At 70.4% G+C, this 13,327-nt stretch carries 13 protein-coding genes; 6 read left to right on the top strand and 7 right to left on the bottom strand.

Going from position 1 to position 13,327, the window contains the following annotated elements:
• Positions 1 to 122 precede the first annotated feature (122 nt).
• The 4 genes from OG589_RS25380 to OG589_RS25395 all read left to right on the top strand — a co-directional run bounded on the left by OG589_RS25380 (position 123) and on the right by OG589_RS25395 (position 2,645).
• Positions 123 to 449, top strand: coding sequence for a WXG100 family type VII secretion target (locus OG589_RS25380; RefSeq protein ID WP_405140199.1), 327 nt, complete (start codon positions 123 to 125; stop codon positions 447 to 449).
• Between the two features lie 31 nt (positions 450 to 480).
• A complete protein-coding gene (locus OG589_RS25385) occupies positions 481 to 792 on the top strand; it encodes a WXG100 family type VII secretion target (RefSeq protein WP_405140201.1) in 312 nt (103 codons plus the stop codon).
• Between the two features lie 81 nt (positions 793 to 873).
• A complete protein-coding gene (locus OG589_RS25390; RefSeq protein WP_405140203.1) occupies positions 874 to 1,257 on the top strand; it encodes a hypothetical protein in 384 nt (127 codons plus the stop codon).
• A gap of 29 nt (positions 1,258 to 1,286) precedes the next feature.
• Positions 1,287 to 2,645, top strand: a complete 1,359-nt coding sequence (locus tag OG589_RS25395) for a WXG100 family type VII secretion target (RefSeq protein ID WP_405140205.1) — start codon at positions 1,287 to 1,289, stop codon at positions 2,643 to 2,645.
• A 595-nt stretch (positions 2,646 to 3,240) separates the two neighbouring features.
• Here OG589_RS25395 and OG589_RS25400 read toward each other — a convergent pair.
• The 4 genes from OG589_RS25400 to OG589_RS25415 form a co-directional block, all read right to left on the bottom strand.
• Entirely contained in the window at positions 3,241 to 4,551 is a 1,311-nt protein-coding gene (locus OG589_RS25400) for a hemolysin family protein (RefSeq protein WP_405140207.1), read from the bottom strand.
• Complete coding sequence (gene ybeY / locus OG589_RS25405) at positions 4,548 to 5,027, bottom strand: rRNA maturation RNase YbeY (RefSeq protein ID WP_405140209.1); 480 nt, start codon at positions 5,025 to 5,027, stop codon at positions 4,548 to 4,550. The genes OG589_RS25400 and ybeY overlap by 4 nt, the downstream gene beginning before the upstream one ends.
• A gap of 8 nt (positions 5,028 to 5,035) precedes the next feature.
• Positions 5,036 to 5,992, bottom strand: coding sequence for a PhoH family protein (locus tag OG589_RS25410; protein ID WP_405152122.1), 957 nt, complete (start codon positions 5,990 to 5,992; stop codon positions 5,036 to 5,038).
• A gap of 248 nt (positions 5,993 to 6,240) precedes the next feature.
• Positions 6,241 to 6,585 carry a histidine triad nucleotide-binding protein gene (locus OG589_RS25415; protein ID WP_405140211.1) on the bottom strand — a complete coding sequence of 115 codons (345 nt, stop codon included), beginning with the start codon at positions 6,583 to 6,585 and terminating at the stop codon, positions 6,241 to 6,243.
• A gap of 240 nt (positions 6,586 to 6,825) precedes the next feature.
• On the opposite strand from OG589_RS25415, the gene OG589_RS25420 reads away from it, so the two are divergent.
• Positions 6,826 to 7,338, top strand: a complete 513-nt coding sequence (locus tag OG589_RS25420; RefSeq protein WP_405152123.1) for a SigE family RNA polymerase sigma factor — start codon at positions 6,826 to 6,828, stop codon at positions 7,336 to 7,338.
• Positions 7,335 to 8,051, top strand: a complete 717-nt coding sequence (locus OG589_RS25425) for a hypothetical protein (protein ID WP_405140213.1) — start codon at positions 7,335 to 7,337, stop codon at positions 8,049 to 8,051. The genes OG589_RS25420 and OG589_RS25425 overlap by 4 nt, the downstream gene beginning before the upstream one ends.
• A 43-nt stretch (positions 8,052 to 8,094) precedes the next feature.
• Here the strand turns inward: OG589_RS25425 and OG589_RS25430 are convergent, their stop codons facing one another.
• Genes OG589_RS25430 through OG589_RS25440 form a run of 3 tightly spaced genes read right to left on the bottom strand, consistent with a single transcriptional unit; the run spans position 8,095 to position 13,321 of the window.
• Entirely contained in the window at positions 8,095 to 9,063 is a 969-nt protein-coding gene (locus OG589_RS25430) for a class I SAM-dependent methyltransferase (protein ID WP_405140215.1), read from the bottom strand.
• 10 nt (positions 9,064 to 9,073) lie between these two features.
• On the bottom strand, positions 9,074 to 11,431 hold the full coding sequence (locus OG589_RS25435; RefSeq protein WP_405140216.1) for an Ig-like domain-containing protein: 2,358 nt from the start codon (positions 11,429 to 11,431) through the stop codon (positions 9,074 to 9,076).
• Positions 11,432 to 11,434: 3 nt separating this feature from the next.
• Positions 11,435 to 13,321: a substrate-binding domain-containing protein gene (locus OG589_RS25440; RefSeq protein WP_405140218.1), complete on the bottom strand. Its 1,887-nt coding sequence runs from the start codon at positions 13,319 to 13,321 to the stop codon at positions 11,435 to 11,437.
• Positions 13,322 to 13,327 lie beyond the last annotated feature (6 nt).

Consider the following 13,327-nt stretch of genomic DNA (forward strand, 5'->3'; position numbering starts at 1 on the left):
GACGTCTGTCCACTGTGTTGCGAATGATCCTAATGTGGGGTTGATCAGCATCGCGGGGGCGACGATGCGCGTCGCATGGAGAGCCGCCGCGAGCGTGCAGGCCGCATCTCAGGAGGTACTTCGTGGCCCAGCAGACCGCCGCACAGCTTCCCCAGATCGTCGAAGCGGCGAAGAAGACCGACACGGCGCATGTGCTCATCGGCAGCATCAAGAGCCAGCTCATCAGCCACACGGAAGAGCTTCGCCAGGGCTGGGGCGGCTCCTCCGGCATGGCCTTCGGTGACGCGGAAACGGGCGCCTTCGGGCGCTGGAACCAGGAGCTCTCCATCGTGCTCGGGGAGCTGCAGGACCTGGCGCGGAAGCTCCACGCGGTCGAAGGACGGTACCGCGAGACCGAGCACGCGCAGACCGAGGCCACCAACCGGCTCAGCGCGAACATCAACGCCTGACCTGACCCGCGTCTGACGAACGGAAATCATCATGGCTATCAACAACGACGTCGACCGCACGCTCGTCAACTTCGGCAGCATGACCACCGGGCGCCAGGACTTCGCCCGCCAGTGGCAGGCCATGGAAGGCACGCTCCAGCAGCTCGAGACCGACCTCGACCGCCTGCTGGGCGAGTGGGACGGCGACGCCCGCACCGCGTACTGGCAGGCCAGGAGCAAGTGGGACGCGGCCTCCGCGCGGATGGCGGCCCTGCTGCAGCAGCTCGGCGCGGTCATCGAGCAGGGCCACGAGAACTTCTCGCTCGCCGAGAAGGCCAACGTCAGCATGTTCGACGGCAGATAGGGCTCGGCGGGCTCACGGCGAGCGGACCGCCCTGGCAGCGCGACGCGCCGGCAGGGCGGCCTGAGAGCTTAGGGGACAGACATGAGCGGCAACGGCAGGAGCGGGTTCGCCTACAACGGGTTCCACATCGAGGAGAAGTGGCCGGGGCTCGACGTCAAGGACGGCGTCGACGTCTACCACTCGACCGTCAAGAACCTGATCAAGGCACTTGAGGACGACGTCGCGCGCCTGAAGGGCATCGAGGCGGGCACCGCTGAGCACCTGAAGACGTACGGGCAGGTGGCGGTCAAGGACTGCGGCGAGTGGGACGCGGCCCAGGAGCTGGCCGGCGTGCTGACGAAGGGCCACACGGCGATCTACACGGGCTACGCCGAACTCATCGGCAAGTACGAGGCCGCGGTCGCGACGACGAAGGCAGCCCTCCTCAACCTGGGCAAGGCCGACCAAAGTAGTAAAGCCACCTGAAGCGATCAACGGTTCAACGATGGGTCGATATGGAGCGCATCAGCCAGATACAGGCGATCAAGGCGGGGACGGCTCCGCCGCGCGGGGACACCGGCACCTACGGCGGGGTCGAAAGCGTTCGAACGAAGCTGCAGAACACCAATCCGGAGGCGTTGTCGACCGCCGGTGACGCCTACATCGCCGCGGCCGGCTACCTGGAGGACACCTACAACCTTCTCGAATCGCTGGCCGGAACGATGGCCGGAGATTGGAAGGACAAGTCCTCCCAGCAGGCCCAGCAGGCGCTCCAGCTACTGCACGCCTCGGCCAGGGAGCTCGCCGCCAGGGCCCGCCAGGTGGGCGCGGCCCACAAGGACTACGCCGACGAGCTGAGGAAGGCCAAGGCCCACCTGCCCGAAAGCGGCCCGTACACGTTCGATGACGACATGCCTGGATGGCTGTCCGGCTGGAGGACCACCTCGGCCTCCGAGAACGAAATGGCCCGCCAGCACATCGAGAACCTCAACGAGCGCATCGTCGCGGTCTACGACACGCTCCCGCTGGACGTCACCACGGTCCTTCCCTCTCCGGCCCCTCCCGAGAAGCCCGACCTCGACACCTCCAACTTCGACACCTCGGGCCTCAACGGCGGCGGCCACACGCCGCGCGGCTCATCCGGCTACAGTCCGTCCGGCTTGAACCCCTCTGACTACTCGGGGAGCGGTGGTCCGAGCGGCACCGGAATGCCCGGGTCCGACCCGAACATCCCGTCGAACCTCTCCGGGGGCGGCGGCACCGGCGGCACGGGATCGGGCGGCACGGGATCGGGCGGCACCGGATCGGGCGGCACCGGGCCGGGCGGCACGGGCCTGCCCGGCGACGGCTCGAACGGCGTCCCGGGGAACGGCGTGCCAGGTGGCGGCGTCAACGATCCCTCGAACCCTTCGGGCGGCACGGGCGGCACGGGCCTTCCGGGCGGGCCGAACCCGAACGATCCCCGGAGCACCGGCCTGGCGGGGCTCAACCCCTCCACCGGGCTCAACACCCCGAACACCAGCGGGCTCAACACGCCGAACACGACGGGTCTCAACACCCCGAACCTCAACGGCGTCACGTCGCCGAACTCGTCGGGCCCGATCATCCCGGCGGGCCTCGGGACGGGCGCGACGGGCACCGGCACCGGCGGCTCCGGCCTCGGTTCCTCCTACGGCGGCGGCGGTGCCGGCGGTGTGACCCCGGCCCTGGCCACGCGTGCCGCCGGCACGCCGGGAATGGGCGGCATGCCGTTCATGCCCATGGGCGGGCAGGGCAACGAGGGGAGCCAGGAACGCGAGCGTTCGACCTGGCTGACCGAGGACGAGAGCGTCTGGGGCGGCGACGGCCCGGTCGCCCCCAGCGTCATCGCCTGACCAAGCCCGATCCGACCAGACCCGGCCCCGGCCGAGCCCGATCCGACCAGACCCGGCCCCGGCCGAGCCCGATCCGACCACACCCGGCCCCGATCGCTCCTGGTCGAACCAACCCGGCGTGACCCGTTGATCCAGCCCGGTCAGACCGGACTCGCGGTGACCCGCTGATCGGGACCCGTAAGTCAAAAGGGTGCCTCACCCGCCCAGCGCAGGTGAGGCACCCTTTTTGGCGTGCCGGACCCGGCCGGTCTCCCGGCCAGGGCCGCCACGCGTCCCCCCAGCTCTGCCGGTGTGCCGTGAACCCCTCCCGGTACACCGGCCCTCCCCTTACCGGCGCCCCGAGCCGGTGGGCGCCTGACAACAAACTTCCATGAACCACTTGCAATACACTTAAAGGACGCTTGACGCCATATCCCCATAAGACGTACATCCCGGTTTCCAGCCCTAGAAAGCCACCCGAGCGCGGGCCGGCGCGAGGTACGGGTTCGGGCGAACCTGACGGTAGGTCCGGGTGAAGCCCAGCGCACCGTAGAACTCGGCGATCTCGCCGATCGAGCGGCAGGGCGGTAGCACCGGCAACCAGACGGCCGACACGTCACTCGCGGTCGGCGGAGGCGTGCACGGCGACGTCCTCGGCGGGGACCACTCGGTGCACGACGACCGTGCTGATGCGGTTGCGGCGGCCGGCGGTGCTCTCGGCGGTCAGGCTCAGGCCGTCGACGGTGGCGCGGGACCCGGCTATGGGGACCCGGCCGAGGGCGTGGGCCAGCAGGCCGCCCACCGTGTCGACGTCGTCGACCTCCAGCTCGATGTCGAACAGCTCGCCCAGCTCGTCCACGGGAAGCCGCGCGGTCACCCGGGCGCTCCCGTCGTCGAGCCACTCGACGCGCGGCGCCTCCTGGTCGTACTCGTCGGCGATCTCACCGACGATCTCCTCGAGGACGTCCTCGATGGTGACCAGGCCGGCGGTGCCGCCGTACTCGTCGATCACGATGGCGAGGTGGATCTGCCGTGCCTGCATCTCGCGCATGAGCTCGTCGATCGGCTTGCTCTCTGGCACATAGGTGGCCGGGCGCATCAGCGAGCCGACCTTCTCACGCTCGGCGTCGCCGCTCGCGGTCGACTCGTGCACCCGCTGGACGATGTCCTTGAGGTAGGCGATGCCGACCACGTCGTCCTCGTTCTCGCCGACGACGGGGATGCGGGAGAAGCCGCTGCGCAGCGCCAGGGACATGGCCTGGGAGAGGGTCTTGCCGCGCTCGATGAAGACCATGTCGGTGCGCGGCACCATCACCTCGCGTACCAGGGTGTCGCCCAGCTCGAAGACCGAGTGGATCATCTGGCGCTCGTCGGGCTCGATGACCCGGCGCTCCTCGGCCAGGTCGACGAGATCGCGCAGCTCGGCCTCGGAGGTGAACGGGCCGTCCCTGAAGCCCTTGCCCGGCGTCAGCGCGTTGCCGAGCAGGATGAGCAGCTTGGGAAGGGGCCCGAAGATGCGCGTCAGCCCGTACACGATGGGGGCGCTCGCCAGCGCGACCGGCTCGGCGTGCTGGCGGCCGAGGGTGCGCGGCGAGACCCCGACGATGACGTAGCTGATCAGGATCATGACGCCCGCCGCCGCGGCGTAGGCCTGCCCCTCGTCGCCCAGCCAGTCGATGAACAGCAGCGTCGCGATCACCGTGGCGATCAGCTCGCAGCTGAGCCGGAGCAGCAGCAGGAGGTTGAGGTAGCGGGGCGGGTCGGCGACGATCGCCTGGAGGCGCTGCGCGCCGCGCCGCCCCTTGCGCGCGAACTCCTCCGCGCGCACCCGGGAGATGCGCGCGAGAGCCGTCTCGGCGCTGGCCAGGAGGCCGCCGATGAAGATCAGAAGGGCGGCTGACAGCAACCACCCGCTGGGGGAACTCACGGCTCCCGCCGCACCTCCCGCCACGCGTCGAGCAGCTCGCCCTGGAGGCCGAACATCTCCGCGTGCTCGTCCGGCTCGGCGTGGTCGTAGCCGAGGAGGTGAAGGATGCCGTGCGTGCAAAGAAGCTCAAGCTCGTCGCGGGTGCCGTGGCCGGCCTCCGCCGCCTGCTTGGCCGCGACCTGCGGGCACAGCACGACGTCTCCGAGAAGTGCCGGGTCGAGCGGGGCGTCGCCCTCCTGGCGTGAACCGCCCGGGCTCGGCCGCAGCTCGTCCATCGGGAAGGCGAGCACGTCCGTCGGCCCGGGCTCGCCCATCCACTGCTCGTGGAGCTGCGACATCGCCGCCTCGTCCACGATCAGGATGGAGAGCTCGGCGAGCGGGTGGATGCCCATGCGCCCGAGCACGTGACCGGCCAGCTTCACGAGCGAGGACTCGTCGATCTCCACGCCCGACTCGTTGGCCACCTCGATACTCATGGTGTTTCTTATCTCCCCCGGGGGCGCTTGGCGCCCTTGATGGCATGAGGCTCGGCGGTCGCGAGGTCGTAACGGCTGTAGGCGTCGACGATGTCGCTCACCAGCTTGTGCCGCACGACGTCCGCGCTCGTCAGCCTGCTGAAATGGATGTCCGGAATGCCCTCCAGGATATCCTGGACGACCTTCAGACCGCTCTCTGTGCTGCCGGGGAGGTCGATCTGGGTGACGTCGCCGGTTACGACGATCTTGGCCCCGAAGCCCAGGCGGGTGAGGAACATCTTCATCTGCTCGGGCGAGGTGTTCTGCGCCTCGTCCAGGATGATGAAGGCGTCGTTGAGCGTGCGCCCGCGCATGTAGGCGAGCGGCGCCACCTCGATGGTGCCCGCCGCCATCAGGCGCGGGATCGAGTCGGGGTCGAGCATGTCGTGGAGCGCGTCGTAGAGCGGGCGCAGGTAGGGATCGATCTTCTCGTACAGCGTGCCGGGCAGGAAGCCGAGCCGCTCACCCGCCTCGACCGCCGGCCGGGTGAGGATGATGCGGTTGACGTCCTTGTTCTGGAGGGCCTTCACCGCCTTGGCCATCGCCAGGTAGGTCTTGCCCGTGCCCGCGGGGCCGATGCCGAAGACGATCGTGTGCTTGTCGATCGCGTCGACGTAACGCTTCTGGTTGACGGTCTTCGGGCGGATCGTGCGCCCCCGCGCCGACAGGATGTCAAGGGAGAGCACGTCGGCGGGACGGCCTGAGCTCATGCGGAGCATGGCGATGCTCCGCTCCACCGCGTCGCCGGTGAGCTGGGCCCCGGACCTGACGAGCTCGACCATCTCCTCGAAGAGCCGCACCAGGAGGCTGCTCTCCTCCGGGCTTCCGCTGATGGTGATCTCGTTGCCACGGACGTGGACGTCCGCGCGGAACGAGGCCTCGATGACCCGCAGCAGCTCGTCACGGGAGCCGAGAATGCTCACCATGGAGTACTGGTCCGGGATGACGACCTTGGCCTGCGTGCGTGACGGGCCCTTGACGCGCGGCGGTTCGCTGGTCTGCGCGCCGTTCGGCGCGCTGCGGGATTCGTGTGACTCGGACATGGGCGGCCCTGCGGCCTGCTCGCCTCCCGGCCTGGTGTACTTGTCTGTCGCGCTCGCTCGGATGACCGTGCAGTCGCCTGGCATCCGGCCCGACCGCGCCGCTGGCTAAGGCCATCGTATCCGGGCCGGGCTCAGCCCGGAGGCCAGTGCATGGCCCGGCCGCCGAGCAGGTGGCCGTGCACGTGGAAGACGGTCTGACCGGCCTGCGGGCCGGTGTTGAACACCAGGCGGTAGCCGTCGTCGGCCACGCCCTCCTGGACCGCGACCGCGTGGGCCGTCTTGAGCACCTCGTCGGCGAGCCCGTCGTCGGCCGCGGCGAGCACCGCGGCGTTCTCGTAGTGCCCCTTGGGGATCACCAGCACGTGCGTCGGGGCCTGCGGGTTCACGTCGCGGAAGGCCACCGTGCGGTCGGTCTCGTAGACGATCGCGGCCGGGATCTCCTTGGCCACGATCTTGCAGAACAGGCAGTCTGTCACGCCTGAAGGGTAGTCACCTCTGTTGCCAATCGGTAATACCTAGGTGGTCCCGTCGAAAGATCCTCGCGGCTAGGGTTGGTGTGCGACACTTCAGCGTCAGATAGCGGTCAGTGTCGGCGAGGCCACCGGCGAGGACACAACTGGGTCATGCCCCCTAAAGAACCGGCAGAGAGTAAACCCTCTGGGAAGGCCGTGCGTCCAACAGATGTGACCACCGAGACCCTCGTGGCCGAAAGGTCGATGGGGGCGGTGCCCGTCGGATGGGACGCCGACATGGCCGTTACGGCGCTTTACAGCGCCCACTATCGGTCGCTCGTGCGTCTCGCCATGCTGTTGGTGCGTGACAGCGCCACCGCTGAGGAAGTCGTGCAGGACGCGTTCGTCGCCCTCCATGGGGCATGGCGCCGCCTGCGTGACACCGACAAGGCACTCGCCTACCTGCGCCAGTCGGTCGTGAACCGATCGCGCTCAGTGCTCCGTCATCGTGCCGTCGTGGAGAAGTACGCCCCCAAGGGCCTCCCCGACGCCCCGAGCGCGGAGAACGGAGCCATAGGAGAGCTCGAGCGGTCCGCCGTCATCGAGGCGCTCCGCGGGCTCCCGACCAGGCAGCGCGAGGCGTTGGTGCTGCGGTACTACGGCGACCTCTCCGAGGCTGAGATCGCCAGCGCCATGGGCATCAGCAAGGGTGCGGTGAAGAGCCACACAGCCCGCGGCATGGCCGCCTTACGCACCGTACTGGAGCAATTGTCATGACCGAGTCCCCCGACGAGTACGGCGAGGTCCTCCGCCGTGTCTTGCGCGCGGAGGCGGATTCTGTCGTGCCCTCCGCAGAAGGACTGCAGATCATCCGCACCCGCATCGACCAGCGTGGCCTGCGGGGTGTCTTTTGGTGGCGAGCCGCCGCGTCGGCGTGCGGCGCCGTCCTGGTGGCGGCCACGGTCGTGATGATCGTGCCGCCGCTGCGCGAGCACATCAGCACGGACCAGCGCATCACCCAGGTTCAGTGGGACACGTCGCCGCCTGACGAGTCGAGCACGCGCAGGCCGTGGAACGGCGTCCAGCCCCCGGCCGGCGGCAGCCAGCGTGCCGAGCCCAGCCCGACGATCGCCACGACGCCGCTCACCACTCCGACACCCACCCCGACGGTCTCCCCTGGCAACGACTGCACCACCCCGGTGCAGCCGACGGCGGAGCCTGGGCAGGAGCCGGACCAGCCCTGCCCCTCGGGCACGGGCGACTCCCAGCCGGAGCAGACCACCAGGCCGAAGCCCACCCCGACGCCCACGCCGACGAAGCCCACCACCAAGCCGACCGCGAAGCCGACCGTCAAGCCGACCCGCACCCCGACGGCGGACCCGACTCCGGACCCGTGCCCGCAGTGCTCTCCGGCGCCCACCGACCCCCTGCCGCCGACGGTCACCCCCCAGATGACGGCGGAGGCCGAGTCGGCCCCGCCCGCGAACTGAAGCCCCACCCCACGAGAGGCCGGACTCCTCGGAGCCCGGCCTTTCATCGCGTTGCTGGAGTGCTCAGTGTTCTGGGGGTGCTCATTGTTCTGGGGGTGCTCACTGTTTTGGGGGTGCTCACTGTTTTGGGTGCGGCCTGCCGCCTGGCGACGAGGGTGAAGGTCAGCAGCGCGAGATCCTCGGCGTCACGAGCCCGGTACTCGCGGGTGAGGCCCGGGCGTGCCGCCTCGACGTACGCCGCGGGCGCGACCAGTCCGGGCACCATCCTGGCGCTCCAGCCGGTCGCGGCGGCGTAGGCGAGGAAGTCCCGCGCCCGCAGCCGGTTGGGGATGCCGGGGAAGCTCATCGCCCGGTAGAGCGGGGCCGGGTAGCGCAGCAGGTTGAGCGGGTCACGCGACCGGATGCCGCGCATGTGCGCCATGCCGTCGATGTGGTGGCACATGACGCCGCCCGGGGCGACCAGCTCGGCCAGCCGTGCGAACGTCGCGGGGACGTCGTCGAAGTGCTCCAGCGCCGCGTTGCTCACCACCAGGTCGAACGGGCCACGGAGGTCCGGCATGCCGGGGAAGGCGGTGACCCGGTAGGAGAGCCGGTCGCGCTCCACGGGACCGCCGAGGCGGGCGCCGAGCGCCTCGTAGAACGCCTGGCCGGTGCCGGACGCCAGCGGGAACAGGTCGGCCGCGGTGTAGGACTCCGCGCCGCGGGCGAGCATGATCGCACCGGTGCCGAGGTCCGGCCCGGGGCCGAGCTCCAGGATCCTGCGGCCGGTGAAGTCGAGATCACCGTCCCGTGCCCACCGGTCGGCCACCCCGATGACGTAGTCGACGTTGCGCTCGACGTCGTCCGCGCCGAACGGGCGGGGGGTGCGGTAGCCGCGCAACCGGTGCCGCACCGCGTTCGCCAGGCTCATCCCGAGGCCGGCGCTCCACCACACGGCACGCGGGTGGCGGGTGGCCGCGTAGGTCACCACGCCCGGACCGGCGGCGCCGTCCTGGGTGTCGGAAGCGGTCATAGGAGTCCTCTCACGGAGCGGTCCGGTCGCCACGGCCCCAGGCGCCGGCGACCGCGGCGGGATCGGTGACGGTCGCCTGCCCGCCCGCCATGCGCAGGGCGGTGAGGAAGTCGTTCAGGCAGTACGCCTCGGCGCCGCCCGTCCAGTGGCCGCGCCAGCTCGTTCCGGTGCAGTCCCACGACTCGCCCTGCCCGGTGTCCACGATGCGCTTGCCCCGCATGAACCGGTACGCCTGGAGCACCCGCCACCTGCCCGGGTAGCCCCTGAGGAACTCCGCGAGCTGGTCGGGCGAGGTGTAGCGGTAGTCGTTGGCCCCTGTGACGCTCGGCACCCAGCGGTTGCACAGCAACGACGGGTCGTCGCACCTGCCGGCGGGCAGGCTCCAGGTGTTCTGGAAGTACGGCGGAGCGAGGTCGGACCGGCTGGTGACGCCGTTGCCGTACTTCCGGCCGAAGGCGAAGCACGTGGAGACGACGTCCTGCTGGATCTGCGTGGTGAGCCGGTCGTCGGGGTAGGCGAACAGCCCCCAGGCCCGGGTGTGGCCGCGGCTCGCCAGCGGGGCGAGGGATCCGCACGACTCCGCCCGCTGCTGCTCGGGGGTCAGCGTGGTCACGTTCCGGTAGCCCATGCCGTGGCTGACGAACGTCCAGCCGTACTGGTCACGGAGGGTGGCGAGGTCGGCCCAGTTGGCGTAGTCGACGAAACCGGCCAGGCACTGGCGGTTCTGGTCCAGGGTGCGGTCGACCACGACGGTCCCGCTGGCGGGGAAGCCCCGCGCCTTGAACTCGCGGGCAACCTCGTCGAGCTTCACGGCCCCGCGCAGCGGGCGGCAGGCCCTGTCCACCGCGCTCCACTGCGAGCGGGACATGAGCAGGGTGACGTACCTGCCGTCGGCGCCGGGGTCGTGGTCGAAGCCCCGCCAGCGGGAGCTCTCCCTGCCCGCCTTGTCGGCGAACCGCACGGTGACGCTGTAGTGACCGGCGGCCGGGGCCTCCCACTGGTAGGACCAGGTGGATCCGGTGAGCGTCGCGACCGCCCAGCCCGGTGTCTCGCCCCAGGTGCCGCCCGCCTGCCACCATTTGCCGGTGTCCCTGTTCTGGACGCCGACGCGGACCTTGTCGACGGCGACGTCGTCGGTGACCGTGCCGGCCACGCGGATGCCGGGCGAGGTCAAGCCCTGGTCGGGAAGCGGCGCGGTCACCTCTCCCACGGGCGGTTCGGCGTCCTGGCCGGGCGCGGTGACCGTGAAGGGCAGCCACGGATGCGCGGTGTCGAGCAGTCCGATCGAGTCGGTGGCGTACACCGACAGGCCGTAGTCGCCGGGACGTGGCGGCGTCCAGGTGAACGTCCAGCCGACCTGGCTGAAGGCGAACTGCCCCGTCGAGGACGCCGTCCAGGGCATGCCGCCGTCCGGCCCGGTCAGCGTCGCGGGCCTGGACTGGTAGTCCCCCCAGGTGCCGTCGTCGCGCGCCCACAGCTTGGCGGCCCGGTCGTAGATCGCCACGCTGACCGAGACGACGCCCCGGTTGTCGGAGGCGCTGCCGGTCCAGGTGATCGGGTGCTGGACCGGGTAGGAGGCCTGCCCGGCGGCCGTGACCGAGGGGGGCGCGCCGTCCGCGGCGAACACGACCGACGGCGAGACGGCCGTCACCCCTCCCGCGTCCCGGGTCGCCACCTCCAGCAGGTAGTCACCGTCCTTCGGCGGGGTCCAGTCGAAGGACCACGCCACCCTGCTCGCACCGGACGCGCCGATCGTGACGGGTTGCCGCTCGTAGGCGCCCCAGGTGCCGTCGGCGTGCCACCAGGCGTGCGCCGCCCTGTCGAGGATCGTCACGCCGGCCCACACGACTCCGCCGGACGCCTGCGCGACGCCGCGGATGGTCGTCTTCTGCCCAACGGGGACGATGCCGCCCGGGGCCGGCTCCGCGATCAACCCGGCGGGGGCGGCCAGCGCCGCCGGAAGGTCCACGACCGTGAACCTCCGGTACGGCAGGGCAGGGTCGTAGGACCCGTCGGAGGCCACCGCCTTGGCCTGGACGAGGTAGTCGCCGGGCTCGGGGCTCGGCCAGGTGAAGCTCCACGAGCCCGCGTCCAGGGCCGCCTGCTGCCCTTCGTAGTCGCCCCAGCTTCCGTCGGCGTGCCACCAGAGCTTGCTGACCCTGTCCTGGACGGCCACCACCGTCTGGGTAGCGCCGCTCAGCGTGCCGCGCACCAGGATGGGCGCGCGCGTATAGAGGGCGCCGTCGGCCGCGGGCTCGGCGATCGTGCCGGACGGGGCGGCCGCCGCAGGCGGGACGGCCGCGGCCACCAGCCCGATGGCGGCCACCGCGAAGGCCACCAGGCCGGCGAGCGGGGTTCTGATCCTCATCTCTCACTCACCGGGGCGGCCCACGCGGACGAGGCGGCGGACGCCGGCCAGGATCATCGGCGCGAACACGATGGCCAGCATCGTCACCGCGAGCCCGAACAGCGTCCACGGCGTGCCGATCGACGACGCCACCGTGTCGATCTCACGGGCGGCCCCGGCGGCGAGGGTGGGATCGATCAGCCCGTTGCCCGTCGAACCGGGCGTCTCGGGCATGGGCTGGCCGTTCTGGTCGACGGCCACCGTGGCGTCGCCCCCGGTGGCGCCGGGCGTGGTGGTCCCGGGGTCGCCGCCGCCGCTCGTCGTCTCGCCGGGGGTGGCGGAGCCGGACGCGGACGGGCCGGCGGTGGCCTGGGGACCGGTGTCCGCCGTGGGTCCGGTGGTGGCCTTGGGGCCGGTGCTCGCCTTGGGGCCGGTGGTGGCCTTGGGCGTCTTGCTGGGCTTGGGTCCCGGCGCCTTCGTGGTCGCGCTCGCGCTCGGCGTCGGGCTGGGGCTTCCCGCGCCCTTGTCGTCCTTCTTGTTGTCGTCGTTGTTCTGCTGGTTGTTGTTGTTGTTCTGGTTGTTGTTCCCGCTGTTGTCGTTCTGCGCGGGAGGGGGATCGTTCGCGGTCTGCTCACCCACCTGGCCGCATTTCTTCCCGTCCGGCAGTTGCAGGTTCTCGTAGAACTTGCCCCACGTGTCAGGGTTTCCGGGAACCGCAGGGTGGCCCGGCACCTGGCCGAGCACGTCGAAACCCTGCTTGATCAGGTTCGACGGCAGCGGTGAGTAGCCGATCTGGTCGACGTTCTTCTGGCCGTCGGTGATGGAGTAGAGCACGAACTTCGCCAGGGTCTCGCCCTTGCCGGCGTCGAACCCCTCGGTGGGGACGATGATGTAGTTGTAGCTGGAGATCGCGTAAGCGCTCGGGTGCGGGTGCGTGTGCACGTTGTCGAGCTTGTACGTGCCGTCGCCGTTCCGCTCGGCGGCGGTGAGGGCGATCGCCTGGTTGCAGGCCGTGGGCAGGGTGTACTGCCCCGCGGCGTTCTTGATCTTCGCCACCGGCACGTTGAGCTGGATGGCGTAGGCGTACTCCGCGTATCCGATCCAGCCCCAGCTCGCGTTGCCGTTCTTCACCTGGATCGCCACGCGGTCGGAACCGTCCACCAGGTCGGTGTCCGGCCGGTTCGGCCACACGTCGGTCGGGCCGCACACCTGGTCGGTGCACTTGGACGACTTCTCGGTGGAGCACCCGTTGGGGTTGCCGCCCACGCCCTGCATGTAGGCCTTCCACCGGCCGGGGTCCATCTGGTTCAGGTAGTCGGTGAACACGGCCGTGGTGCCTGAGCCGCCGGCGCGGACGACCGGGCGCACCCGTACGTGCGGCAGCCGTGCCTCGAGGCCGGGGTTGTCGTCCTTGATCGCCTGGTCGTCCCAGAAGATCTCCTTCTCGCTGCCCTTGTTGGCGCACGAGAACATGTTCTGCGTGAACAGCTTCACAAGGAGGCCGCCGGAGAGCTGGAGGTCGGTGATCGGCCTGCCCGCGTTGTCCTTGAGGTTGACCATGATCGCCGTGCCGCCCGCGACGAGCGGCATGTAGGTGAACTTGAAGGGCGGATCCTGCTCGACGCCGAGCCCGCCGGGGAAGTTGTAGGAGACGTCACTGGAGGCGAAGTCCGCCTGGCGTGAGGCGAACTCCTGCCGGCCCTGGGTCGACCCCTTGGGCGCGAAGTTGACGCTCAGCCCCTGCAACCGGGCGACGTCGGACATCCACTGCTGGATCGCGACGTAGGCGAAGGTGGAACCTGACCCGTTCACGGGCGAGGCGGCCCACGCGGGGGCGGCGCCCAGCGACGCGGGCAGGATCATCAGCATCAGCACCACGAGCAGGCGGGTGCCTCGACGGCGGATTCGCATTCCTGT

It is taken from the genome of Sphaerisporangium sp. NBC_01403 (assembly GCF_045040145.1).
GTDB lineage: Bacteria > Actinomycetota > Actinomycetes > Streptosporangiales > Streptosporangiaceae > Sphaerisporangium > Sphaerisporangium viridialbum.

Excerpts from the sequence above, each read along its gene's own strand:
- OG589_RS25385 (WP_405140201.1), top strand. The coding sequence starts at position 481 with ATGGCTATCAACAACGACGTCGACCGCACGCTCGTCAACTTCGGCAGC.
- OG589_RS25390 (WP_405140203.1), top strand. The coding sequence starts at position 874 with ATGAGCGGCAACGGCAGGAGCGGGTTCGCCTACAACGGGTTCCACATC.
- OG589_RS25395 (WP_405140205.1), top strand. The coding sequence starts at position 1,287 with ATGGAGCGCATCAGCCAGATACAGGCGATCAAGGCGGGGACGGCTCCG.
- ybeY (WP_405140209.1), bottom strand. The coding sequence starts at position 5,027 with ATGAGTATCGAGGTGGCCAACGAGTCGGGCGTGGAGATCGACGAGTCC.
- OG589_RS25410 (WP_405152122.1), bottom strand. The coding sequence starts at position 5,992 with ATGGTGAGCATTCTCGGCTCCCGTGACGAGCTGCTGCGGGTCATCGAG.
- OG589_RS25420 (WP_405152123.1), top strand. The coding sequence starts at position 6,826 with ATGGGGGCGGTGCCCGTCGGATGGGACGCCGACATGGCCGTTACGGCG.
- OG589_RS25425 (WP_405140213.1), top strand. The coding sequence starts at position 7,335 with ATGACCGAGTCCCCCGACGAGTACGGCGAGGTCCTCCGCCGTGTCTTG.
- OG589_RS25430 (WP_405140215.1), bottom strand. The coding sequence starts at position 9,063 with ATGACCGCTTCCGACACCCAGGACGGCGCCGCCGGTCCGGGCGTGGTG.
- OG589_RS25435 (WP_405140216.1), bottom strand. The coding sequence starts at position 11,431 with ATGAGGATCAGAACCCCGCTCGCCGGCCTGGTGGCCTTCGCGGTGGCC.
- OG589_RS25440 (WP_405140218.1), bottom strand. The coding sequence starts at position 13,321 with ATGCGAATCCGCCGTCGAGGCACCCGCCTGCTCGTGGTGCTGATGCTG.